A 22,488-nucleotide genomic window follows, 5' to 3' on the forward strand; every position below is an offset into this window, starting at 1 on the left:
CGCCCGGTAGCCACTGGCGCCGGGCGAACCACCCACAAAAACAACAAGGTGACCATCATGAGTGTAAACGCTTTATACGACTACAAATTCGAGCCCAAAGACAAGGTCGAGAACTTTAACGGCATGCAGCTGTTGTATGTCTACTGGCCTGATCACCTGATGTTCTGCGCGCCGTTAGCGTTGTCGGTTCAGCCGGACATGACCTTCCGTGCCCTGATTGAAGAAATCCTCAAGCCGGCAACTGCGGCGCACCCGGATTCTAGCAAGGCGGATTTCCTGAGTGCCGAATGGCTGTTGAACGATGAGCCGTTTACCCCGGATGCGGATGCCAGCCTGATAGATAACGGCATTGATCACAAAAGCATGCTGACGGTCACAACACCTGACCTCAAGGGCATGGCTGGCGCCGGATACTGAGGGTAGTGCTATGAGCCATACCGTAACTATCGAGCCCATTGGCGAGCAGATCGAAGTGGAGGAAGGCCAGACCATCCTCGCGGCGGCGCTCCGCCAGGGCGTCTGGTTGCCGTTTGCATGCGGTCACGGCACCTGTGCTACCTGCAAGGTGCAGGTGCTTGAGGGCGACGTCGAGATTGGCGACGCCTCACCGTTTGCCCTGATGGACGTGGAGCGAGGCGAAGGCAAGGTGCTGGCCTGCTGCGCCACAGTGGAAAGCGACGTGACCATCGAAGCCGATATCGATGTCGACCCGGACTTCGAGGGCTACCCGGTGGAGGATTACGTAGCGACAGTAACGGATATTGTTGACCTGTCGCCCACCATCAAGGGTCTGCACCTGAAACTGGACCGCCCGATGACCTTCCAGGCTGGCCAGTACATCAACATCGAAGTGCCCGGAGTTGAGGGTGCCCGCGCGTTCTCACTCGCTAACCCGCCAAGCAAGCCCGATGAAGTGGAACTGCACATTCGCATGGTTGAAGGGGGCGCTGCAACCACCTACATCCACGAGCAGCTGAAAGCCGGCGATGAACTGAACCTGTCCGGCCCCTATGGGCAGTTCTTTGTGCGCAGTTCCCAGCCTGGTGATCTGATCTTCATCGCGGGTGGTTCAGGGCTTTCCAGCCCGCAATCGATGATTCTCGACCTGCTGGAGCAGAACGACGAACGCAAGATCGTGTTGTTCCAGGGCGCCCGCAACCTCGCAGAGCTCTACAACCGCGAACTGTTTGAAGCACTGGATCGTGACCACGACAACTTTACCTACGTGCCGGCCCTGAGCCAGGCCGAGGACGATGCCGACTGGCAGGGCTTCCGGGGTTATGTGCACGACGCCGCCAAGGAACACTTTGGCGGCCGGTTTTCCGGTAACAAGGCTTACCTGTGTGGCCCACCTCCGATGATCGATGCAGCGATCACCGCCCTGATGCAGGGCCGGTTGTTCGAGCGGGACATTTTCATGGAGAAATTCCTGACAGCGGCCGACGGTGCGGAAGACGCCCAGCGTTCAGCCCTGTTCAAGAAGGTCTGACCGGGAGGTGGGCCATGGCCGGATTCCAGGTAAGCAACCGGACCACCGGCGATCACTTCCTTTGCCAGGAGGGCCAGAGCGTCCTCAAAGCGATGGAGCAGGCAGGCAAGAAGTGTGTGCCGGTCGGGTGCCGTGGCGGTGGCTGCGGCTTTTGCAAAATCCGGGTTCTGGAGGGGGATTTCGAGTGCGGCAAGATGAGCAAGGTGCATGCCCCGCCCGAAGCCGTTGAAAAAGGGGAAGTCCTGGCTTGCCGGATCTACCCGCTGACCGACTTGACCATCGAGTGTGTGCCTCTGCCGGAGGCGGCACTTGCGAAACAAACAACAACAAAACCGTTGAGGTGATTGTCATGAAAAAAGGTGTAATGCGTCCCGGCCACGTGCAGATCCGGGTTCTCGATATGGGCGAAGCCGTCAAACACTATACCGAGCTGCTGGGCATGATCGAAACCGATCGTGACGACCAGGGCCGGGTGTACCTGAAAGCCTGGACCGAGGTGGACAAGTTCTCCCTGGTGCTGCGTGAAGCAGATGAGCCTGGCTGCGATTTTATGGGCTTCAAGGTACTGGATGAAGACACCCTGGTTCAGCTGGAAAAAGACCTGGTGGCTTACGGCGTTGAGATAGAACAGGTACCGGCGGAAGAGCTGAAAGACTGCGGTCGCCGTGTGCGGTTCACCGTGCCCTCCGGCCATGCCTTCGAGCTCTATGCCGACAAGAAGTACACCGGCAAGTGGGGCGTTTCCAGCGTCAACCCTGAAGCCTGGCCTCGCGGTCTGCAAGGGATGAAGGCCGTGCGCTTCGACCATTGCCTGTTTTACGGCCCGGAATTGGCCGCCGTGTATGACATCTTCGTCAACGTGTTGGGCTTTTACTTGGCGGAACAGGTTCTGGACCCCGAAGGCACTCGCGTAGCGCAGTTCCTGACCGTGTCCATGAAGGAGCACGACGTGGCCTTCATCCACCACGAAGAGAAAGGCAAGTTTCATCACGCCTCCTTCTTCCTGGATACCTGGGAAGCCGTACTGCGGGCGGCGGATCTGATCTCCATGACCGATACCTCCATCGATATCGGCCCGACCCGTCACGGCCTGACCCACGGGCAGACCATCTACTTCTTTGACCCGTCGGGCAACCGTAACGAAGTGTTCTGTGGCGGTGACTATCACTATCCGGACCATAAACCCATTACCTGGAAGGCGGAAGACCTCGGTAAGGCAATTTTCTACCACGATCGCGTACTGAACGAACGCTTCCTGACCGTGTTGACCTGATTAGGAACAGGCCGAACGTGATTCAATTTAACAGGACTATGCAGTCATGAAAGAATTCAAGCACTTTATCAACGGCGAATACGTGGCTTCGGCCAGCGGCAAAACATTCGAAAATCGCTCGCCCGTGGACAATAGCCTGATCGGCCAGGTTCACGAGGCCGGTGAGGCGGAAGTCGATGCTGCCGTTCGTGCCGCTAAAGCCGCGCTTAAGGGCCCCTGGAGCAAGCTGACCCAAAACCAGCGTGCCGCCATGTTGAACAAGATCGCAGACCGCATTAATGAGCGTTTCGACGAATTCCTGGCCGCAGAGTGTCTGGACACGGGCAAACCGCGCTCAATGGCCAGCCATATCGACATCCCCCGTGGCGCAGCCAACTTTAAAGAATTTGCTGACAGTATGAATCATCCGACTGAAGGCTTCCGAATGGATACCCCGGATGGCACGGGCGCTGTAAACGTAGGCCATCGGACGCCAAAAGGCGTTATTGCCGTGGTGTCTCCATGGAACCTTCCCCTGTTGTTGATGACCTTCAAGGTGGGCCCTGCGCTGGCCTGTGGTAACACGGTTGTTGTTAAACCGTCGGAAGAAACACCTGCTACGGCCACTTTGCTGGGTGAGGTCATGAACGAGTGTGGTGTGCCACCAGGTGTGTTTAATGTGGTGCACGGTTTTGGCCCTGACTCTGCGGGTGCTTTCCTGACGTCTCATCCATTGGTGGATGCGATCACCTTCACCGGTGAAACCCGTACCGGTGAGATCATTATGAAAGCCGCCGCAGTGGGCCTTCGTAATGTTTCCATGGAGTGCGGCGGAAAAAACCCTGGCCTTGTGTTCGCCGACTGCGATCTCGAAAAAGCCGTGGAGGGCACGATGCGCTCCGCGTTTGTCAACTGTGGTCAGGTTTGTTTGGGCACCGAGCGGGTCTATGTGGAGCGTTCGATATTTGACCAGTTTCTCGCCCGTATGAAAGAAGAGGTGGCCAAGCTGAAACTGGGCCGACCAGAAGATCCCGATGCGAATTTCGGGCCGCTGGTCAGCTTGGAGCATCGTGACAAAGTTAAAAGCTATTACGACTTGGCTCGCGAAGAGGGTGCAACCGTCGAGATTGGTGGAGGCATTCCCGATATGGGCGCAGAGCTGAACGATGGCGCCTGGATTGAACCGACCATCTGGACCGGCCTGCCTGAAGACGCCCGTGTTATCCGCGAGGAAATTTTTGGTCCGTGCTGTCACATCCGTCCGTTCGATACCGAAGAAGAAGCCATCGAGTTGGCCAATGACACCAGCTACGGTCTTGCCTGCGCCATCTGGACAGAAAATTCTGCCCGGGCTCTCCGCGTGGCGGAACAGATGGAAGTTGGTCTGGCGTGGGTGAACTCCTGGTTCCTGCGTGATCTGCGCACATCCTTCGGCGGCGCCAAACAATCAGGGATTGGTCGTGAGGGCGGCGTGCATGGTCTGGAGTTCTACACTGAAACCAAAAACATCTGTATCAAACTGTGAGGTAGCCATGAACGTACCTGTAGACAGCCCTGAAATCGGGCGTGAGATCACCGCGGCCGGCTACCGGACCAATGTGCACGATCACGGCGAAGGTGGCTTCCCATTGATGATGATTCACGGTTCCGGCCCCGGGGTAACCGCCTGGGCCAACTGGCGCCTGGTGATTCCCGAGCTGGCCAAACACCGCCGTGTGGTTGCGCCGGACATGCTCGGCTTTGGTTACAGCGAGCGCCCGGAAGACAAGATCTATAACCGTGAGCGTTGGGTAAAACACGCCATCGGTGTTTTGGACGAGCTGGGGCTTGATCAGGTCGATCTGGTGGGCAACTCCTTCGGGGGTGGTCTGTCATTGTCGTTGGCCATCGAGCATCCAGAGCGCGTTCGCCGTCTGGTGCTGATGGGCTCTGCCGGGGTCAGCTTTCCGATCACCAAAGGCCTGGATGAAGTCTGGGGTTACCAGCCCTCGCTGGAAACCATGCGCCGGTTGATGGATGTATTTGCCTTCAACAAAGGCCTGCTGACCGATGAACTGGCAGAGATGCGTTACCAGGCAAGCGTTCGCCCCGGCTTTCAGGAATCCTTTGCCGCCATGTTTCCGGCCCCGCGCCAGCGTTGGGTGGACAACCTGGCCAGCCCTGAAGAGGCGATCCGCGCGCTGCCCCACGAGACGCTGATCATTCACGGACGTGAAGACGAAGTGATTCCACTGGAGGCATCACTCAAGTTGGCTGAGCTGATTGATCGTGCCCAGTTGCATGTGTTCGGCCGCTGCGGTCACTGGACACAGATTGAACACGCCTCCCGGTTTGCCCGTCTGGTTGACGATTTCCTGAACGAAGCGGATCAAGCCGCTGCCGGAGACAAATAATGGATAAGCAAAAAATCCAGCAGTTCGGCGACGAACTCTACGAAGCCATGGTCAAGCGGGAAGCAGTCTCCCCGCTGACCAGCCGTGGCGAAGACATCAGCATCGAGGATGCCTACCACATCTCCCTGCGCATGCTTGAGCGCCGGCAGCAAGCCGGTGCCCGGGTAATTGGCAAAAAGATCGGCGTCACCAGCAAGGCGGTGATGAACATGCTGAATGTACACCAGCCCGATTTCGGTTACCTGACCGACGACATGGTGTTTAACAGTGGAGAAGCCGTGCCCATCAGCGACCGGCTGATTGCGCCAAGGGCTGAGGGAGAGATTGCCTTCATCCTGAAGAAAGATCTGGCCGGCCCCGGCGTGACCAATGCCGACGTGCTGGCGGCCACCGAATGCGTGATGCCCTGTTTCGAGATTGTCGATTCCCGCATCCAGGACTGGAAGATCGCCATTCAGGACACCATTGCCGACAACGCTTCCTGCGGTTTGTTTGTGCTGGGTGACAACGCGGTCTCCCCTCGGGATGTTGACCTGGTGACTTGCGGCATGGTGGTGGAGAAGAACGGTTCCATCATCAGCACCGGCGCCGGCGCAGCCGCGTTGAGCTCTCCAGTGAACTGCGTGGCTTGGCTGGCCAACACCCTGGGCGAGTTTGGTATTTCCCTGAAGGCAGGTGAAGTCATCCTGTCGGGCTCCCTGGTACCGCTGGAGCCGGTGAAAGCCGGTGACACCATGCGTGTGGACATTGGCGGGATTGGCAGCGCCTCTGTGCGCTTTGTCTGATCCGGACCAAACGAGGACAAGATTATGAGCAAGAAAATCAAAGCAGCGATCATCGGCTCGGGCAACATCGGCACCGACCTGATGATCAAGATCCTGCGTAACGGCAAGAACATCGAAATGGGCGCCATGGTCGGTATCGACCAGGAATCCGACGGCCTGGCCCGTGCCCAGCGCATGGGCGTGGCCACCACCCACGAAGGCGTGGACGGCCTGGTGAAGATGCCGGAATTTGCCGACATCGACATCGTGTTTGATGCTACCTCCGCCGGTGCCCACCGCCACAACGAAGTGTTCCTGCGGGGCCACAAAGAGAACATCAAGATTGTCGACCTGACGCCCGCAGCCATCGGCCCTTATTGCGTACCGGTGGTGAACCTCGAGCAGAACTTGCACGAAGGCAACGTCAACATGGTCACCTGCGGTGGCCAGGCGACGATTCCCATGGTCGCAGCCGTTTCCCGCGTGGCGAAAGTGCACTACGCCGAAATCGTAGCCTCCATCTCGTCGAAGTCCGCTGGCCCCGGCACCCGCGCCAACATCGACGAGTTCACCGAAACCACCTCCAAAGCCATCGAAGTGGTCGGCGGTGCCCGCAAGGGCAAGGCCATCATCATCCTGAACCCGGCCGAGCCACCCCTGCTGATGCGCGACACCGTGTACGTGCTGTCTGACGCTGCTGATCAGGCGGAAGTCGAAGCCTCCGTAGAAGAAATGGTGCAAGCCGTGTCGTCCTACGTACCGGGCTACCGCCTCAAGCAGAAAGTCCAGTTCGACGTCATTCCTGAAGACCAGCCCATGAACGTCCCGGGTCTCGGCCGCTTCAGTGGCTTGAAAACCTCCATCTTCCTGGAAGTGGAAGGTGCGGCCCATTACCTGCCCGCGTACGCCGGCAACCTGGACATCATGACCTCCGCCGCCCTCGGTACCGCCGAGCGCATCGCCGAATCGCTGGTCAACTGAGGAGGACCGAACCATGACCTTTAACCCCGGTAAAAAACTCTACATCTCCGACGTGACCCTGCGAGACGGCAGCCACGCCATTCGTCACCAGTACTCCATCAAGAACGTGCAGGACATCGCACGGGCCCTGGACAAGGCGAAAGTCGACAGCATTGAAGTCGCCCACGGCGACGGCCTGCAAGGCTCCAGCTTCAACTACGGCTTCGGCGCCCACACCGACCTGGAGTGGATCGAAGCGGTGGCCGAAGTAGTCGAACATGCCCAGATTGCCACCCTGCTGCTGCCCGGTATCGGTACCGTCCACGACCTGGACAACGCCTACAAAGCCGGTGCCCGCATCGTACGTGTGGCTACCCACTGCACCGAAGCCGATGTCTCCAAACAGCACATCGAGCACGCTCGCAAGCTGGGCATGGACACCGTGGGCTTCCTGATGATGAGCCATATGCAGACCCCGCAGGGCCTGGCTGAACAGGCGAAGATGATGGAAGACTACGGCGCCACCTGCCTGTATGTGGTCGATTCTGGTGGTGCTATGAACATGAACGACATCCGGGACCGCTTCCGCGCCCTGAAAGACGTTCTCAAGCCGGAAACCAAAACGGGCATCCACGCCCACCACAATCTGGCGCTGGGGGTGGCCAACTCCATCGTCGCAGTGGAAGAAGGCTGTGACCGCGTTGATGCCAGCCTCTCCGGCATGGGCGCAGGCGCCGGTAACGCACCGCTGGAAGTGTGTATTGCCGCCTTCGACAAAATGGGCTGGGATCACGGCACTGACGTGTACGCCCTGATGGATGCCGCTGATGACATCGTGCGTCCGTTGCAGGACCGCCCGGTCCGGGTGGACCGCGAAACCCTCGCGCTGGGCTATGCCGGTGTGTACTCCAGCTTCCTGCGCCATTCGGAAGTGGCGGCGAAGAAGTACGGCCTGAAGACCGTGGATATTCTCGTTGAGCTGGGCAAGCGCCGCATGGTGGGTGGCCAGGAAGACATGATTGTGGACGTAGCGCTGGACCTGCTGAAAGCGCAAGAGGAGCAAAAGGCATGAGCAAGACATTGAGCAACGAACAGATGCTGGCGCTGGCGGAGCACGTGGAAAATGCCGAGCTTCAAGCCCACGACATCACCAAGGTCACCAACGACTATCCGGACATGACCTTCGAGGACGCCTACGACGTGCAGTGGGAAATCCGCCGCCGCAAGGAAGCCCGGGGCAACAAGGTGGTGGGCATGAAAATGGGCCTGACCTCCTGGGCCAAGATGGCCCAGATGGGCGTGGATACTCCCATCTACGGCTTCCTGGCGGACTATTTCAGCGTGCCGGACGGCGGTGTGGTCAACACCAAAGAACTGATTCACCCGAAGATCGAGGCGGAAGTGGCGTTCGTCACCAAGGCGCCACTGCAAGGCCCGGGCTGCCATATCGGTGATGTGCTGGCGGCCACCGACTTCGTCATCCCCGCCGTGGAAGTGATCGACTCACGCTATGAGAATTTCAAGTTTGATTTGGTGAGTGTCGTCGCGGACAACGCCAGTTCCACCCGCTTTATCACCGGTGGCCAGATGGCCGATGTCTCGGATGTGGATCTGAAAACCCTGGGCGTGGTGGTCGAGAAAAACGGTGAAATAGTGGACGTTGGCGCCGGCGCCGCCGTGCTGGGCCATCCGGCTTCCAGCGTTGCCATGCTGGCCAACCTGCTGGCCGAGCGGGGTGAACACATTCCCGCAGGCACCTTCATCATGACCGGCGGCATCACCGCGGCCATTGCCGTGGAAGCCGGCGACAACATCACCGTTCGTTACCAGGGCCTGGGTACCGTCTCGGCCCGCTTCGAATAAGGAGGCTCTATGCCGATTGCGCAGATCAACATTCTGGAAGGCCGGACCGATGAGCAAAAGGAAGCGCTGATCAAGGAAGTCAGCGAGGCTATCGTGCGTTCGCTGGATGCGCCGATCGAAAGTGTGCGGGTTGTCATCAACGAAATGCCCAAACAGCACTTCGGCATTGGCGGGCGATCGGCGGAAAAACTCGGGCGTTGACGTCCACTCGGGGCGGGCAGGCCCCTCACTCAAAACCACTACAAATACAAAAATGGTTAACATTATGAGAACGACCAAACTGCTTGCCGCCGCCGGTACGCTCGGCCTGGCTTTATCCGCAGCTCCCGCCCTGGCCGTAAATGGCCACTACGTGGCTGGCATTGAAGGTACCAAAGGACCAACTGTGCCGCCGGAAGGGTTTTATTACCGTGGGTACCTGGTGCACTACGATATCGATAGTGTTCAAGACGGTGATGGCGACAAGGTCCCCGGTGATAATGGCGGCTCGGTTTCAGCCTTTGCCAACCGATTCATCTATGTGACTGATAAAAAATTCCTTGGTGCGGATTATGGCATGGAGGCAATTGTGATGGTTCAACGTAATGACTTTGACTTCAAAGGCATGGGGGTAGATGAAACAGAAACCGGAATTGGTGATGTTTTTCTGAGTCCATTAATTTTGGGGTGGCACGGTAAGCAATGGGATTCCGTGTTTGCTGCGGGCTATTGGTTTGATACCGGTGACTACGATGCCGCAGATCCTGCGTCTATCGGCAAAGGCTATGGCACCACGATGCTGACGCTTGGAGGTACCTGGTACTTCGACGAGCAGCGTGACTGGTCGTTCTCCGCATTGTCCCGTTATGAAATCAATACCGAGCAGGAAGATACGGACATCACCAAGGGTGACAGCTTGATTGTCGAGTGGGCGCTTGGCAAGGTTCTGGATAACGGCGTGGAAGTTGCGCTGGCCGGTTATGACGGCTGGCAGTTAGAGTCGGACAGCGGGACGCCTGCACCAGGCCCGAAGGTTGAACAGCACGCCATTGGTGCCGAAGTGACCTTCCCGGTCAAAGCGATTGGCGCCCAGCTCAGCGGCGCGGTGTACACCGAGTATGCCAACAAAAATCGCCCCGAAGGCAACCTGTTCCGTCTGCATTTAACCAAAGCCTTTAAAGCCTTTTAAACCCGACAGGTTATCGCGATCGGCAAACAGACAACCCGTGCCGGCGTATTTTGCGCCGGCTCAGGGTTGATGGTCGTAACTAAGGTAATGGGTGCATTATGTCGGAATCACGCCAACACGAATTTCTCCAAACAACTTCCAGACTGACTGAAACAGCTGTTCTGACCATGCTCCAGGCAGCAGTGGGTAAGGCTGAAGATTTAGGCATTCGCGCGACTATAGCTGTCACGGATTCGTCCGGACGTTTGCTGGGTTACCTGAAAATGACGGACTCATTTCTGGTGTCCTCCGAGCTTGCCCGCAAAAAAGCGATTACGGCTGCCGGAATGGCCACCGAAACGGTGGAGCTGGAAGGCCTGCTGGCATCAGCCCCTGACCGGGTATTGAATGGTCTTACCTCAACCGAGGACTTTACTGTCGTCGGCGGCGGAGTGCCCCTGTTTCGGGACCAGATGCTGGTTGGCGGTATTGGTGTATCCGGAGGTTCGGAAGATCAGGATGTTGAGTGTGCCCGTGTAGCGGCTCAGGCAATCCAACTGTTACGGAACACGAAATGACAGCGGCCCCATTACTGGCAAGTCCTTTAAGTGAACTGGCACAGGCGTTGGAGGCTGGAAATCTCACCAGCGAGAAGCTGGTCGCCTCCGCCATCGAGGCTTATCGCGCCAGTGACGACAACGCCTACATTCAATGGTGCCCGGAGCAGGCACTCACTGGCGCTGGCAAAAGCCAGTGACCTGGCCCGTAAGGCCGGTGCCTTTACCGGCCCTTTGATGGGCTTGCCGGTATCGGTGAAAGACCTGTTCGGTGTGCCGGGACTGCCCATTCACGCCGGCTGTGCCCGGCCATTACCGGAAAGATGGCAGGCAGCAGGGCCTGTGATCAAAGCGCTAAGCGCCCAGCTGGCACCGGTGATGGGGAAAACCCATTGTGTGGAACTGGCGTTTGGCGGGCTTGGTACCAACAGCCACTGGGGAACGCCGGCAAACCCCTGGGACAAACAGGTTCACCGTGTGCCGGGTGGTTCCAGTTCGGGTGCCGGGGTGTCGCTGGTTAACGGAACAGCGGCGCTGGCGCTGGGGACCGACACCGCCGGGTCCATCCGGGTGCCAGCCAGCATGACAGGCGTAGCAGGGTTGAAGCTGACAGCCGGGCGCTGGCCCACCCAACAGATTGTTCCGCTGTCCCACACGCTGGATACACCGGGATTAATGGCCCGGCGGGTTGATGATCTGGACTATGCTTTTCGCGCTCTTGATCCGGTTGTCAGCAAACAGCGGGTGGTGCACACAAGCGCTTCCGAGTTGGCTGACCTGACATTCGGCGTACCAGCTGCATTCTTTTGGGAAAACTGCAGCCCCGGTATTGCGGAAGCGGTGGAGGCAGCGCTTAAGGTGATTGAGCGTGCGGGCGCACACCTGGTGCCTTTTGAGCTGCCAGGTGTGGAACAGATTCATGAATTATTCCTGAAGGGTGGGGTGGCCGCACCCGAGCTGGCCGCCTTCATTCGAGAAGACATGCCGGAAATTGTGGCCTCGCTGGACCCCAATGTGGCGGCGAGGTTGCACACGGCCGAAGAGCTGCCAGCTTGGGAGTATATTCAACGCCTGCAGGTGATGACACGACTCTCCGCCGAGGCAGCCAGTCAGCTGCAGCAGGTTGATGCCGTCCTGACCCCGACCGTCACCCTCACCCCGCCCACTGTGGATAGCCTGAAAGATCCAAAGGCCTACACGGCTGCCAATATGCAGGCCCTGCGTAACACAGCAATCGGCAATTATCTGGGGCTTTGCGGGCTGAGTTTGCCGGTCGGGCTGGACAAAGCCGGGTTGCCGGTAGGTATGCAGGTTTTGAGCAGGCCATGGCAGGAGGAGCGCCTGCTGGGTATTGGTCAGGCCATTGAACGTAGCATCGGGTGCGGCCCTGATACACTCGGGCATCATTGCTGAGCGTTATTGGATGAACTTGATGAATCAGAGGTTTGCTTGACTGCTTTAAATGTTCTGATGATTGGTGCCGGTGGCATCGGTGGCTACTATGCGGCAAAGCTGGCGCAAGCGGGCCATAACATCGTCCTGTCTGCCCGGGGCGAGCACCTTGAAGCCCTGCAGGCAAACGGGCTGGTCGTTGATTATGAGGGGGCTGTCACTCACCACGATCTGCCGGCGTTTGATCACCAGGCTCTGATGAGAACGTACCGGGCGGATGATTTCGACCTGATTGTCATTGCCCTGAAATCCACCGCCACGGATTCGGTGATGGTTGAGTTGTCAGAGTGGCTGCAGGGTGGCTCAGTGCCCGTGTTGTCCCTGCAAAACGGGGTGGATAACGAACAGCGTATCGCCCGGGAGGTTGGTGAACAGCGAGTGCTGGGCGGTCTGGCCGTGCGCATTGGTGGTCATATCACAGAGCCTGGCAAAGTTTACGCCGAAGGCGTGGCTCAGATTGTTTTGGGGGCCTGGCCGGTACAGGCCCGGAACGACCCGCGCACCGGCCTGCTGGCGAGACTGGAGAGAGAACTCACTGAAGCTGGCATACCCACGCGTGTGACCGACGACATTCATTACGAACTGTGGCGCAAGCTGGTGATCAATAATGGCGTGAATCCGTTGTCGGCGCTGACCCACCTGGACACCCGCACTCTGACCCACCATCCGGAATTCGGAAAAATGGTGTACGGCATGATGGCGGAAACCGTCCAGGCCTCAAAGGCCGATGGCGTGAACCTGACTGAGCGTGATCTGGATGAAATGTTTGACCTGATCAGCAGCTTCAATGCCATCAAAACTTCCATGCTGGTGGACCAGGAAAAAGGCCGGCCGCTTGAGCTGGACAGCATTTCCGGTGCTGTACTTCGTCGCTGCCAAAGCCTTGGGATCGAAGCGCCCTATACCCGTACGGTGCATGCACTTCTGCAACATCGAAATGTCCGCTAACTGCTAACTCCCTTCCACTTAAAGGTTATAAGAAATCATGAATGAGCTGATGTCACAAGCCGTGGATCTGATGATTGCCGGCATGGGCTTTGTGTTTGCGTTCCTGATCATCCTGGTGTTCGCAACCACGTTCATGTCCAAACTCATCCTGCGGTTTGCGCCGCCAGAGCCGGTGACCCCGGCCAGCACCCAGCGTGCCAAGCCCAAGGCGCCCACGTCGGTTGATCCTGACACCGCCGAGGCCATCAAGAAGGCAATTGCACAATACCGGTCACGCCACAAGAAGTGACGGTGAAAGACTAGAACCTTTTAACAGAAGGCTGACACGATGACTGACACGAAAAAGGTTGTTCGCTTTCGGTATCACTACCATCTCTGCGCGCCGCTCCATTCCTTGCACGATGGCGTTGACTACCTCGTCTTTTGAGACCATTCGCCAGATACCACCTTTGTTGCCACCCCAGACCTTCATCCCGGCCGGATTGGAGAAGACGTTGTCCATCATTGCAGTATGGAAGAACGTCGGGTGGTAAGCGTCGGCATTCGAATGCTACCGACCGGCAGTGCCGCCCTTGGCTGAACACAGCCCGTCGGGATGCCCTCAACGACCAGCCACATCAGTCTATGGTGAGTCGCCAAAGCGTTTCAGCGGACCGATTTGAATCCTACTTGAACACCTTCCCCCAGTTGCGACGCGCTAGCACGCTGCACGCGGTGGGGGCTCCACCAAAGCAGCGCTGAGAAACTTCGGTGAGATTTTCTTCTGTCTGATAGACGACAGGACTAGCTTACTAGCCAATGAAGCAGTCGATCCTGTCCGCTTTCGAACGCAGACACGGCTTCCATGAGCAATGGCCTCGCAGCATTAAAAGCAAGCTAGCAACTGCTGCCGGTAATGCTGGGAAAAACTCACCTGGTAGCTTGGCTCGGCTGTAACGCCCCCAAGGGAAATCATGTTCGAAGCGACCGCTCCAATAGCCTGATCCGTGTTGCTTCCAGAATGGCGATCCAGCCCATTGGGATTGCCGACAATATCAATCAAACCAGGCCTCGCACCTGGAGTGATGGCTGGTGTCCGTACCGCGTTTAGCACCGCCAGGTCATCCGGCAGGTCATCCGCAATTCGCTCTGCAAAACCCTTTAAGGTCAGTTCCGCCAGCATGAACAACCATGCCTGATCATCGGATTCGCCGGTGCGCCGGAGCACTCGTCCCAGCACTTGCCGGTAATGCAACTCGGTGCGGATGCGGCTGAGATAGCAGCACACTTGCAGCCGTGGGATGTCCGTGCCTTCGCTGATCATTCCAACCGCCACAATCCACCGGCAGGCGCCCTGTCTGAACGCATTGATCACCTGCTGCGCATCCGGGGTTTTGTTGGTCACGATGCGGCAACCCTCCCCCCTGACGTCCAGGGCTTGAGCAATTTGCTGGGCGTGCTCAATGTCGGTGGCAACCACCAAACCAGCCGCATCAGGTTTGATCTGGCGAAGCTCATCCAGTTTGCTGCAGCCGAGGTCGAGCAGTTGCTCAATCACCTCATCGTGCCGCAGCAGTTCTTCATAGGTGACGGGTGATTCCCCCAACAGCTTCGCAATGCTGGGAAACATCCTCACAGTGCTATCAGTGCCCAGTTCCTCGGTGAGTTTCACCTTCTGATTGTCGAGCAGGATAATGCGAGGTGAGCGGCACACTCCGTCGGCAATGGATTCTTTCAGGCCGTAACGGTAGTCGCAGATCAGGTTCCCCCCGGGCGTCGAGTAACGTGCCAGAGCAATGGCCCTGTCGTCCGAACGCCAAGGTGTGCCGGAGAGAGCCAAGGTGAAGGCAGCACGGTCTTGTATTCGGTGCAGTATCTGTTGACCCCAGGCGTTGCTGAGAAGCGGGTCATGACCGGCACAGTGGTGAATTTCATCGAAGACCACGAGTACTCGATAGTCATCAAGCAGCTGCCAGAACCCCTCATCTCGGTATTCCATGGCCTGGTAGGTGAACGCTGCTCCCACTGCGCCTATCTGGCCATCCAGACGCCTGCCGAGCACCGCCGCAAAGGTCGAGCGAAAGCCCTCAACAACCTGGCAGGATGGCGCAAAGCACAACACCAGATCGATCTTGCCCTGTTCAAGCAGTCTGCTGGCCAGCTCTGCCGCCATGCGCGTCTTGCCGGCACCCGGCGTTGCCTGACAGAAGAAGTGCGGCGTGACGGTAAAGTGCTCCAACGCCAGGTTGATGCAGCTGAATTGCCAGTCTCGTAGCGATCGAGTCATCGTGCAGCAGCAAGCGTCTTGAGTGTCTTCTCGATAGCGCGGAGATGTCCCAGCAGGCGTGAACTACGGTCTCTAGCCTCCAGATACTCGGCTTCGACCTTGTCACGCAGATGCGGCATATCATCCAGGAGCAGCTTGTATCGCTCCGCCTCGCCCATCAACGACAGGAAATCCAACCGGACCTCGTTATGGAGCGCTTCCAAGTGCTGCTCCGCATCGGAAGAAGGTTCAAGTGGTACTGCCGCATCGTCCAGCACTGGAGACTCCTGCTTTGGCTCCGATGCAATTTTGAAACTGTTCTCGAACCCGTTATCGATCAGCTCCAGCTGCAGATGGGCCGGCGTGGGTTGCAGGCGGTAGACCTGTCCCCTCGAACGTCGCTCGTCATCGAGTACAACCCACCCCATGCGCACCATTCGGCGAATCTGGTCATACACGTAGCGACGCACATCGCCGATGTGGAAGGTCATGCCTTCCAGGCGCTTGGCATAGGCATCACGCAGTTCACGAGTCGTGAACCGTGCGCGCCCTTCCTCCTGAAGCAGCTCATACAGACGCCTGTCGAAGGTAAACGAGGCCGATTTCATTGCGGCACCAGAAGCGTTAACGCGGAAGTAATGCGGATTATAATCCGTGGCCCGTGCGTCCGCAAACGCACGATAGTGCCGCCTCAAGTGAAATTGAGACGGTCATGGATAACTTGGCGAAGGCGTTAGGGGAACGCATCCGGACGCAGAGGAAGGCCTGCCGGATTTCTCAAGATGCTCTAGCGCTGGCCTGCAGTATCGACCGCAGCTATATGGGGCGGATCGAGCGTGGTGAAGTCAACATCACCGTCGAGAAGCTATATAGAATCGCAAGCGAGCTCGCCTGCGAACCGTCCTGTCTTCTGCCTCAGCTGTCAGAGATGCAGCCCAGCATCTGATCGAGATGCAGCGCTCAAGAAGACCGGAGATTGCCACCGCTGTTACCTTGCTCTACACCTTTCACCGCCAGTTGGTAGGCTGATGCTGTAGGGCTGCAGGTGCCTCCGGCGCGCGGGCTTCATGCGCGCCCAATTCAATTCAAACTCTTCGTCGAAAACCCTGTGGGCAGTCAATGTTGCTCCCAATCATTGACGAAACAGGAGCCATTACCAGCCAAGGATTGACACATCACTGCCCAAATCACGCTTAGACGACCAAATAGCTGCTAACAGTTGATTGACAATCCCTCAGTTTAAAATGAAGTACGGACATTACTGCAGAAACAAGCACAACACCTGCATCTATTTTCTCAGCAAACATTAGGTGCAGGACTGATTGATTTTTACGAGTTTAAATTTTAGTCAACTTATCTTTTACTTTAAAAACACTCAACTCTTCCTCCAAGGCCCTAACACGCTCTACTAACTGTATATTTTGCAACAATACCTGATACAACCTTTCTTGCGCCTGCTCTAGTTCACTCGTTGCTCGCCCTGCCCTATCAAGTGCCCGCCGCATCCGCAGAGCTTGAGAATTGCTGCTAGGAATTTTCTCGTTACGAAAAGCTTCAATCCTAGCAATCAGATTCCGATGGGAGATCCTAGCTTTCTTCAAGTAACCTCGATCAAAACCAGCTTCGACGCTGACGATACCTGCAGTTATCTTATTTTGGACCAAGCCGACGTGGGATTCTACATGGGGCTGACCTGCCTTCAACCGTTCGAAAGCTTCTTCACATGCCAAGAGGCCATTGGATAACGTATTGCTTATCATCACACTACCTCCACAGCATGGATGCGACGATTTGCAAAATCAGTGAGACAATCTAGATCCGCTTTGGTCACCTGATACTCTCCAGACCCTACCTCGTACTGCGCCAACTGCTCAGCGGTTAACTCTATGGCTTTTCCAACAAGCTCCGGCTTAATTATTGAGTCCGGACAAGATGTGCAACTAATAAAATCTCCAAGCATGTAGGAGTCGCATTCACCCACAAATGTACATCCACCCAGAAATGTACGCGTATAGTATACTTGGCCATCCCGGACTCGCTTTTCGGTATCTGCTCTTACCTCTGCAATAAGAATACCATCCGCACTGAGTCGTTCGCGCTGCTTGTTAATATAGCTACCAGCGCCCCCAATAAGCGTAGAGGGAGATTCGAACACCTGGGTTAACAAGTCATAGGCCACGCTGATAGGCATTGCCAGTTGAAACTCGAACGCAACATGCGTCGATGGCAGAACGAAATCTCCCACTGCTGGATCGTAGAAACCAAAAATTGTTTTCAGCCTTTCAAAATTATTTGAATAATACCTAGCCATCTGCAGGGTAAGGTGCTTGAACTGCCTCTTTAGGCTAGGAAGAGAAATGAACCCGCTATTGCTTCCGTAGTACGCCAGGGAACGACGAAACTGGTGACTCGTCAACTTCCATGGCTGACCGATGGCGAAATCCTCGCCATAATCATGATTATTACTGCTCGCCATTAATTCGCTCAGATCACCTTCCTCAATCAAAATATTGGAAAGAAAATCAGGCTTCCGATCTTTCGTCAAATCGGACACCCGGACAGATATCTCCTTATAGTTAAAAACCGAAGGATTTAAAAACAAGGGCAGATCCTGCGTTCCTGATTCAAAAAAAACTGATAAACCGCGACAAATATGGCGGGCAATTTCCACCACTCTCACCACCTCAGAAGTGGCAAGCCAAGAGGCTTCGCTTCTGTATCCCGCAAATTTAGTCGTGGTTGAAATCAAATCGATCATTCTTGCCTTGTCCCGGATAACTCCCTGTCCATCCACTAAGGACGGCATTACTTCGGCTTGCGCGATACAATCATACGGAAGCCGCATTACCTCTTGATCCCGCATCCCGGTATATGCATGAATTACGCACTTAACAACATATTGAATTATGCAAATTACGCGCAATAGCCCTCGACGATGAGTACAAGCCAACTCACCACTAAATAAACCTCCAAGTTTGTATGCAGAAATGGCCTCATCCATTGTCGGCCGCCAGTCACACCTCGGCACACCGTAAGTTTTCTGCACATGATGAGTAAGCCCGTAATTCTTATCTAAGAACTCAGCAAGAAAACGCTCAAACCTTGGCATAAATGGATATATTCTTTCAACGAAATCACTCAGCCCGTTGAGAACCCCCAGATAAATCCTAGTCGGAATTACCGGATGTTGCGAACTTTCCCCGAATTCAACATCCAGTTCTTCAACAGAAACAACTCTATACCCAAGATAGGACTCACCCAAAGCCTGCAGATTACAGATTAGCTGTCGACAAAACTTTTTCCGAGCATCGCTTAAGTCGCTAACTTTAAGAAAATCTGCAAGATAGACTGGAGTGGCAAGCAACTGCTTGAAAGACAAAACCCCAACCAAATCACGATTGCGCTGCTCATAGCAGTACAGCGCCATAGTGCGAACAATACCAAACAAGTTATATACAGTCGAAACATTCAGGCGCCCCAACCTACCTGAGTCGACGTAGTACATTAAACAGAAAACAATGTACTTCGACTGCGCTATCAAATAACGCTGCGCCTCCAAATCGACTTTATCTTTGAAGATATTGAATCGAAAAATACTTAGCCTTTTTGCACTCAAACGAAGTGGATTCAGATCCCACTCATCAGCACCGTAGACCGCAGTAGGGTTGCCGACGGCGTCCCGGCACAACACAAAATCATCAGGCGGGATGTCGTTTAAAAAATTAAGCTTGCTTGGCTCAGCAATTGCCTCTTCAAGCAACGACAAGTTGAAACTATCAAAAAAACCCACGCTCAGAAAACCACCCCCATCATCTCATAGCGTTGAAGTCGATTTTCCCAGAATGGCGTGAGCTCTCCCAAGTCAAAAACCCGACGCTTTACGGCATTAACCATCGCACAAGCCGTATCGGAGAGTTTGGAGATTTCATCGAGCAAAAATTCAATCCTGACTGACAAATCTCGAAAGAGCCGGTCAGCATGATTCATATCCGCAGCTAGATTTCTAATCGCATTTATCACGTATTGTAGGCTAGTTAGCTTGTGCACATCTTCCTCGTCGGCATGACATACGTAATGCACGCAATATAGACACCCATACTGAGTTCTACAGTCCGGCTGAATTGGGACAGTTCCCTCGAGTTGAACAGGGTGATCCATTTCATCACAATGCCCCACCACAGTAGACGACTCGTTCGGACCAGCCCGTTCCCTGATACGCTCCCCTGCACGCCTAACTGCGCGCCAATAGAGATCAAACTCCTTTTCATATCTATCGACCGTCGTCTCAGCGTAACCATCGAGGTTCATTTTCAACCTATGATTAAGCGAAGAAGCGACCTGCTCTGGAGTAAACTTCAACTCATGCAAAACGAGACTCTTTAATTTTCTTCCGCGCGAAGGTGCGATGCAATTGAAATTCGCAGGAAGAAATACCCCCTTAATCTTTTCATGGAATTCATTGGAGTAAATCGGATTTAACTTTTTAAAGCCGCCAGTGTAACTTCCTTTTCGCTCCAGACTAAAAAACAAGTACTTAAAGTCCTGCCCATTCAGGAGCCAAGCCCGAAGCTTCAAGTACTCCTTAAGTAACTGAAGCCCCTTACCACGACCAATAGCGTAACGCGTCTTCGCTCCACCGGCACGAAACTTCACAGCGCTAAACTCGCGCTTGACCAACGATTTCTCTATTTCCAATGCATCAACATGGTCAAACTGTCTTAGCTCGGTTGGTGAAGCACCCGTCAACAACCCAAATAGACATACATAGGAATTTATAGCCAATGAAGCGAGTCTGATTCTTTGCTGATGGCGAAGATCCTTGTTAGCCTGAACGATAGTTGCCTCAGCCTGGCTTAATCCGCGCGCACAGACCGAACGAAAGTAACCACTTATCTCAACGTACTCTTCAATCGTTGCAAGACGACCTTCTGCATAATTATAAATATCGTTAACCGACGAGCTCCCAATTGTTAACGGTGTTAGAAGCCCAGACATGCTCGGAAATACCACCACCTTTTGCCCCGCACATTGTGTATTCAGCGGGAATGATTCTCCTTCCAGGACGAATTCACTGAACTTATTCGCCAAGTCAATACAGACATTGACGTATTTCTTAACATCGTCTTCTCTTGGCGGTTCTGGCGAATTTCTTGCCCCACCACGTATACTTGGCACGCCATGGGTAATATGCGCAGCATCACCACTGAACATAAGTTCGATCAACTGAACAAACATGGACTGACGACCAGCACAGGTAAGTGGTTTCAATGCTTTTTTGACTAGAACCTGATCGCGCAGATAATCACTGTATGCCAAGTATGCGCTTCTAGTTGCATCAACACTGGAGAATACGCCTGAAAACCCATTGCCGTCGCACCAATCAAGTACATATTTATAGTTTTTACAACTAAGAAGGATTGACTTTTCTCTGAGCCCACTTATGAAAAACGAATCAACAATTACTTTTATCAACTCTCGCCTGCATTCCTGGAGAGAGTTAGGATCAACCATCACTGGCTTTCCGGATACAACCATTTTCCAGCCAGGCTCTTTTCTAACAGAATAAGCCAAAGACCCGATATCAACCGGAGCTGCGCGAACCTCATCCGAAAGCTTTATTCTAAGCCTTTCGGGACGTATGAATTCGCGCCCCAACTCCGCCAAGGTAACTATATCAGTGTCACGGAATACCAATTCGGCACTACTCAATGACTGCCTCCAAGCTCAAATCCTTATAACTCCCGAAGCTGAATAGCCAGTCTTCGTACTTCTCCTGAGCCTCAAGCTTAACAAACTCCATATTGAATAACTTGAGATAATTCTCGGTGGTGGTTCGATCGGAGTGGTGAAGTCGACACTGAATAACCGTGATCTCTTCGCCATATTTCAACCTGCCCGACTCCAATGCCGGCTTGAGCAACTGGTATAATTGATATGCAAATGTTGCTCTCAGCCAATGGTAGCTAAATGCTTTTGGAAATTTATCACTGGTATAATAAGAAAGCTTCTTCCGAATAGTTTCCGAAACCTGTCCAGTCGGCGGCGATTTAACGACTTTGTAACGCGGGTCATCCTTAGCCATATAATAGCAATTGCCCTGATCCGAAAGAAATACATACTCATCATCTTCCACCAACGGTTTAAGCTCGCTGTATTCCTTACTATATCGAGCCCGAAAGGATTCACGCCTTCTCATCGCGATTTGGCTAGACAGCAGTATCTGGAGATCATCCACTAATTGCTTTGGGAAATATAGTTTCTGCGGCTTATTAAACTTTGTATCAATGCCAGTTCCTGGACCGGCCTGGAGAAAGCAAGTACCATCTGGTTGGACCTTGGCCTTCGCAAGGCTCTTTACGTGTTTGACTCGGAGAGTAAGCACCGTCTGTTTTCGGGCTCCAGTCATAAGCGCTGTCTTTATTATCAGGCGCTCGAACGAAGACCATCCATCGCCGTCGATAATTCTCAGCAATTCGGCTAGCTGAGAGTTAGACAAAGGTCGGAGGTCTTCCCCATCATCGCGCACAAAGCCAATAGGTACTGGCGACACTCCACCGGCCCGCTGAGTCTGGCTTCGCTTATCAACCTCAACGCTCCGCATGCCGCGTGAAGTATCGATCAAGATCTTGATCTGCTTGACTGTGTCCACACGACTCATATCTATTTCGTGAAAACTCTGGGACACAAACCTGTAGAAGTCGTAAACAACACCAGTATATTGATTTATAACAGCACTCGCCCGATCGCCCCTATCAATTAAATTCTTATAATAGCGATAGGTCGGCCTAAGTGAAGGTCGTTTACCAGAGAAGTCAGTCCAATCTATGGACTGCTCTTCGCAGAAAACTAGATAGTCCAGCAGCTTACCGGCTTTACGTCGAATATCATCCGTCGGACGCGAGTTGATGTGTCTGTGAACTATACAGTTAAGCAAATAAGAATTTGCTTCTACCCACAACTCTCCTGTGCGATGAAAAATCACCGGAAAATTATATACATCACCGTCATCATCGCGTGCACCGTACTCATTTACCTGAAATAGGGTTACTTCTGGTTCAGAGCCAAACAGAGGCACGTCAATTGATCGAGAAGGGCGTTGAGAAACATGTAGTTCAGCGAATGCGTTTCTCAGCCTAGGAATGATGACTATCCGCCCCTCGGTCGTACGATCTTTCGGCCCTACCACACACAAACACCTCCGACCACGACAGTCGTCAATGGTCAACGTTACAGGATACAAATCCTAGGCACGGCTTAGAGAATGCGTCAATCCTTGAGCGTTAGGCGATTAAGCGTATAGGTTCAACCTATGTGATATCGATTGGTGCTGGCAGAAAAGGCAATCGACGCTCGCATCTTAGATGTCGCAGTACCAGCCAATGCACGATTGATGGCTCAGTTCGGTTCCACGATGCAGG

Annotated in this window: 24 protein-coding genes; 18 read left to right on the forward strand and 6 right to left on the reverse strand. The window is 54.6% G+C overall.

Annotated elements, in window-relative coordinates; genetic code table 11:
- The first annotated feature begins 57 nt into the window (after positions 1 to 57).
- The 17 genes from RN02_RS03680 (at position 58) to RN02_RS03750 (ending at position 13,114) form a co-directional block, all read left to right on the forward strand.
- Positions 58 to 417, forward strand: coding sequence for a phenol hydroxylase subunit P4 (locus RN02_RS03680; protein WP_043313077.1), 360 nt, complete (start codon positions 58 to 60; stop codon positions 415 to 417).
- 10 nt (positions 418 to 427) lie between these two features.
- Positions 428 to 1,489: an NADH:ubiquinone reductase (Na(+)-transporting) subunit F gene (locus RN02_RS03685; RefSeq protein WP_043313078.1), complete on the forward strand. Its 1,062-nt coding sequence runs from the start codon at positions 428 to 430 to the stop codon at positions 1,487 to 1,489.
- A 14-nt stretch (positions 1,490 to 1,503) separates the two neighbouring features.
- Entirely contained in the window at positions 1,504 to 1,833 is a 330-nt protein-coding gene (locus RN02_RS03690) for a 2Fe-2S iron-sulfur cluster binding domain-containing protein (RefSeq protein WP_043313080.1), read from the forward strand.
- Positions 1,834 to 1,838: 5 nt separating this feature from the next.
- On the forward strand, positions 1,839 to 2,762 hold the full coding sequence (locus RN02_RS03695) for a catechol 2,3-dioxygenase (protein ID WP_043313081.1): 924 nt from the start codon (positions 1,839 to 1,841) through the stop codon (positions 2,760 to 2,762).
- 46 nt (positions 2,763 to 2,808) lie between these two features.
- The gene (locus RN02_RS03700; RefSeq protein ID WP_036202313.1) at positions 2,809 to 4,266 is read left to right on the forward strand and encodes a 2-hydroxymuconic semialdehyde dehydrogenase; all 1,458 of its coding nucleotides are present in this window, start codon (positions 2,809 to 2,811) and stop codon (positions 4,264 to 4,266) included.
- 7 nt (positions 4,267 to 4,273) lie between these two features.
- Complete coding sequence (locus RN02_RS03705; protein ID WP_043313083.1) at positions 4,274 to 5,134, forward strand: alpha/beta fold hydrolase; 861 nt, start codon at positions 4,274 to 4,276, stop codon at positions 5,132 to 5,134.
- Positions 5,134 to 5,919 (forward strand): 2-oxopent-4-enoate hydratase, encoded by a 786-nt coding sequence (gene dmpE, locus RN02_RS03710; RefSeq protein ID WP_043313084.1) that lies wholly within the window; start codon positions 5,134 to 5,136, stop codon positions 5,917 to 5,919. Before RN02_RS03705 ends, dmpE begins: the two co-directional genes overlap by 1 nt.
- Positions 5,920 to 5,943: 24 nt before the next feature.
- Positions 5,944 to 6,879 (forward strand): acetaldehyde dehydrogenase (acetylating), encoded by a 936-nt coding sequence (locus RN02_RS03715; RefSeq protein WP_043313086.1) that lies wholly within the window; start codon positions 5,944 to 5,946, stop codon positions 6,877 to 6,879.
- Between the two features lie 13 nt (positions 6,880 to 6,892).
- Positions 6,893 to 7,930, forward strand: coding sequence for a 4-hydroxy-2-oxovalerate aldolase (gene dmpG, locus RN02_RS03720; protein ID WP_043313088.1), 1,038 nt, complete (start codon positions 6,893 to 6,895; stop codon positions 7,928 to 7,930).
- A complete protein-coding gene (dmpH, locus tag RN02_RS03725) occupies positions 7,927 to 8,721 on the forward strand; it encodes a 2-oxo-3-hexenedioate decarboxylase (RefSeq protein ID WP_043313089.1) in 795 nt (264 codons plus the stop codon). The genes dmpG and dmpH overlap by 4 nt, the downstream gene beginning before the upstream one ends.
- A 9-nt stretch (positions 8,722 to 8,730) precedes the next feature.
- The gene (locus tag RN02_RS03730; protein WP_043313090.1) at positions 8,731 to 8,922 is read left to right on the forward strand and encodes a 2-hydroxymuconate tautomerase; all 192 of its coding nucleotides are present in this window, start codon (positions 8,731 to 8,733) and stop codon (positions 8,920 to 8,922) included.
- Positions 8,923 to 8,986: 64 nt separating this feature from the next.
- Positions 8,987 to 9,889 (forward strand): SphA family protein, encoded by a 903-nt coding sequence (locus RN02_RS32075; RefSeq protein WP_043313128.1) that lies wholly within the window; start codon positions 8,987 to 8,989, stop codon positions 9,887 to 9,889.
- A 98-nt stretch (positions 9,890 to 9,987) separates the two neighbouring features.
- Positions 9,988 to 10,446, forward strand: coding sequence for a GlcG/HbpS family heme-binding protein (locus RN02_RS32080; protein ID WP_080950548.1), 459 nt, complete (start codon positions 9,988 to 9,990; stop codon positions 10,444 to 10,446).
- Positions 10,443 to 10,625: a hypothetical protein gene (locus RN02_RS34105; protein WP_200899438.1), complete on the forward strand. Its 183-nt coding sequence runs from the start codon at positions 10,443 to 10,445 to the stop codon at positions 10,623 to 10,625. The genes RN02_RS32080 and RN02_RS34105 overlap by 4 nt, the downstream gene beginning before the upstream one ends.
- Positions 10,558 to 11,838, forward strand: a complete 1,281-nt coding sequence (locus tag RN02_RS03740) for an amidase (protein WP_200899437.1) — start codon at positions 10,558 to 10,560, stop codon at positions 11,836 to 11,838. Before RN02_RS34105 ends, RN02_RS03740 begins: the two co-directional genes overlap by 68 nt.
- 6 nt (positions 11,839 to 11,844) lie before the next feature.
- A complete protein-coding gene (locus RN02_RS03745) occupies positions 11,845 to 12,825 on the forward strand; it encodes a ketopantoate reductase family protein (protein ID WP_200899436.1) in 981 nt (326 codons plus the stop codon).
- Positions 12,826 to 12,862: 37 nt separating this feature from the next.
- Positions 12,863 to 13,114 (forward strand): OadG family protein, encoded by a 252-nt coding sequence (locus tag RN02_RS03750; protein WP_043313092.1) that lies wholly within the window; start codon positions 12,863 to 12,865, stop codon positions 13,112 to 13,114.
- A 576-nt stretch (positions 13,115 to 13,690) separates the two neighbouring features.
- On the opposite strand, the gene RN02_RS03755 is transcribed toward RN02_RS03750, so the two are convergent.
- Positions 13,691 to 15,091, reverse strand: coding sequence for a DEAD/DEAH box helicase (locus RN02_RS03755; protein ID WP_043313094.1), 1,401 nt, complete (start codon positions 15,089 to 15,091; stop codon positions 13,691 to 13,693).
- The gene (locus RN02_RS03760; protein ID WP_043313095.1) at positions 15,088 to 15,678 is read right to left on the reverse strand and encodes a hypothetical protein; all 591 of its coding nucleotides are present in this window, start codon (positions 15,676 to 15,678) and stop codon (positions 15,088 to 15,090) included. The genes RN02_RS03755 and RN02_RS03760 overlap by 4 nt, the downstream gene beginning before the upstream one ends.
- A 104-nt stretch (positions 15,679 to 15,782) precedes the next feature.
- On the opposite strand from RN02_RS03760, the gene RN02_RS03765 reads away from it, so the two are divergent.
- On the forward strand, positions 15,783 to 16,016 hold the full coding sequence (locus RN02_RS03765) for a helix-turn-helix domain-containing protein (RefSeq protein ID WP_043313097.1): 234 nt from the start codon (positions 15,783 to 15,785) through the stop codon (positions 16,014 to 16,016).
- 391 nt (positions 16,017 to 16,407) lie between these two features.
- On the opposite strand, the gene RN02_RS32085 is transcribed toward RN02_RS03765, so the two are convergent.
- Genes RN02_RS32085 through RN02_RS03775 form a run of 4 tightly spaced genes read right to left on the reverse strand, consistent with a single transcriptional unit; the run spans position 16,408 to position 22,145 of the window.
- On the reverse strand, positions 16,408 to 16,830 hold the full coding sequence (locus RN02_RS32085; protein ID WP_080950547.1) for a hypothetical protein: 423 nt from the start codon (positions 16,828 to 16,830) through the stop codon (positions 16,408 to 16,410).
- A complete protein-coding gene (locus tag RN02_RS32090) occupies positions 16,830 to 18,860 on the reverse strand; it encodes an integrase (RefSeq protein ID WP_235399876.1) in 2,031 nt (676 codons plus the stop codon). The genes RN02_RS32085 and RN02_RS32090 overlap by 1 nt, the downstream gene beginning before the upstream one ends.
- Before the next feature lie 2 nt (positions 18,861 to 18,862).
- Positions 18,863 to 20,779 (reverse strand): hypothetical protein, encoded by a 1,917-nt coding sequence (locus tag RN02_RS33855; RefSeq protein ID WP_046617721.1) that lies wholly within the window; start codon positions 20,777 to 20,779, stop codon positions 18,863 to 18,865.
- Positions 20,772 to 22,145 carry a site-specific integrase gene (locus tag RN02_RS03775; RefSeq protein WP_152623721.1) on the reverse strand — a complete coding sequence of 458 codons (1,374 nt, stop codon included), beginning with the start codon at positions 22,143 to 22,145 and terminating at the stop codon, positions 20,772 to 20,774. The genes RN02_RS33855 and RN02_RS03775 overlap by 8 nt, the downstream gene beginning before the upstream one ends.
- Positions 22,146 to 22,488: the final 343 nt, after the last annotated feature.

The organism is Pseudomonas sp. PI1 (genome assembly GCF_000812405.1).
GTDB lineage: Bacteria > Pseudomonadota > Gammaproteobacteria > Pseudomonadales > Pseudomonadaceae > Pseudomonas > Pseudomonas citronellolis.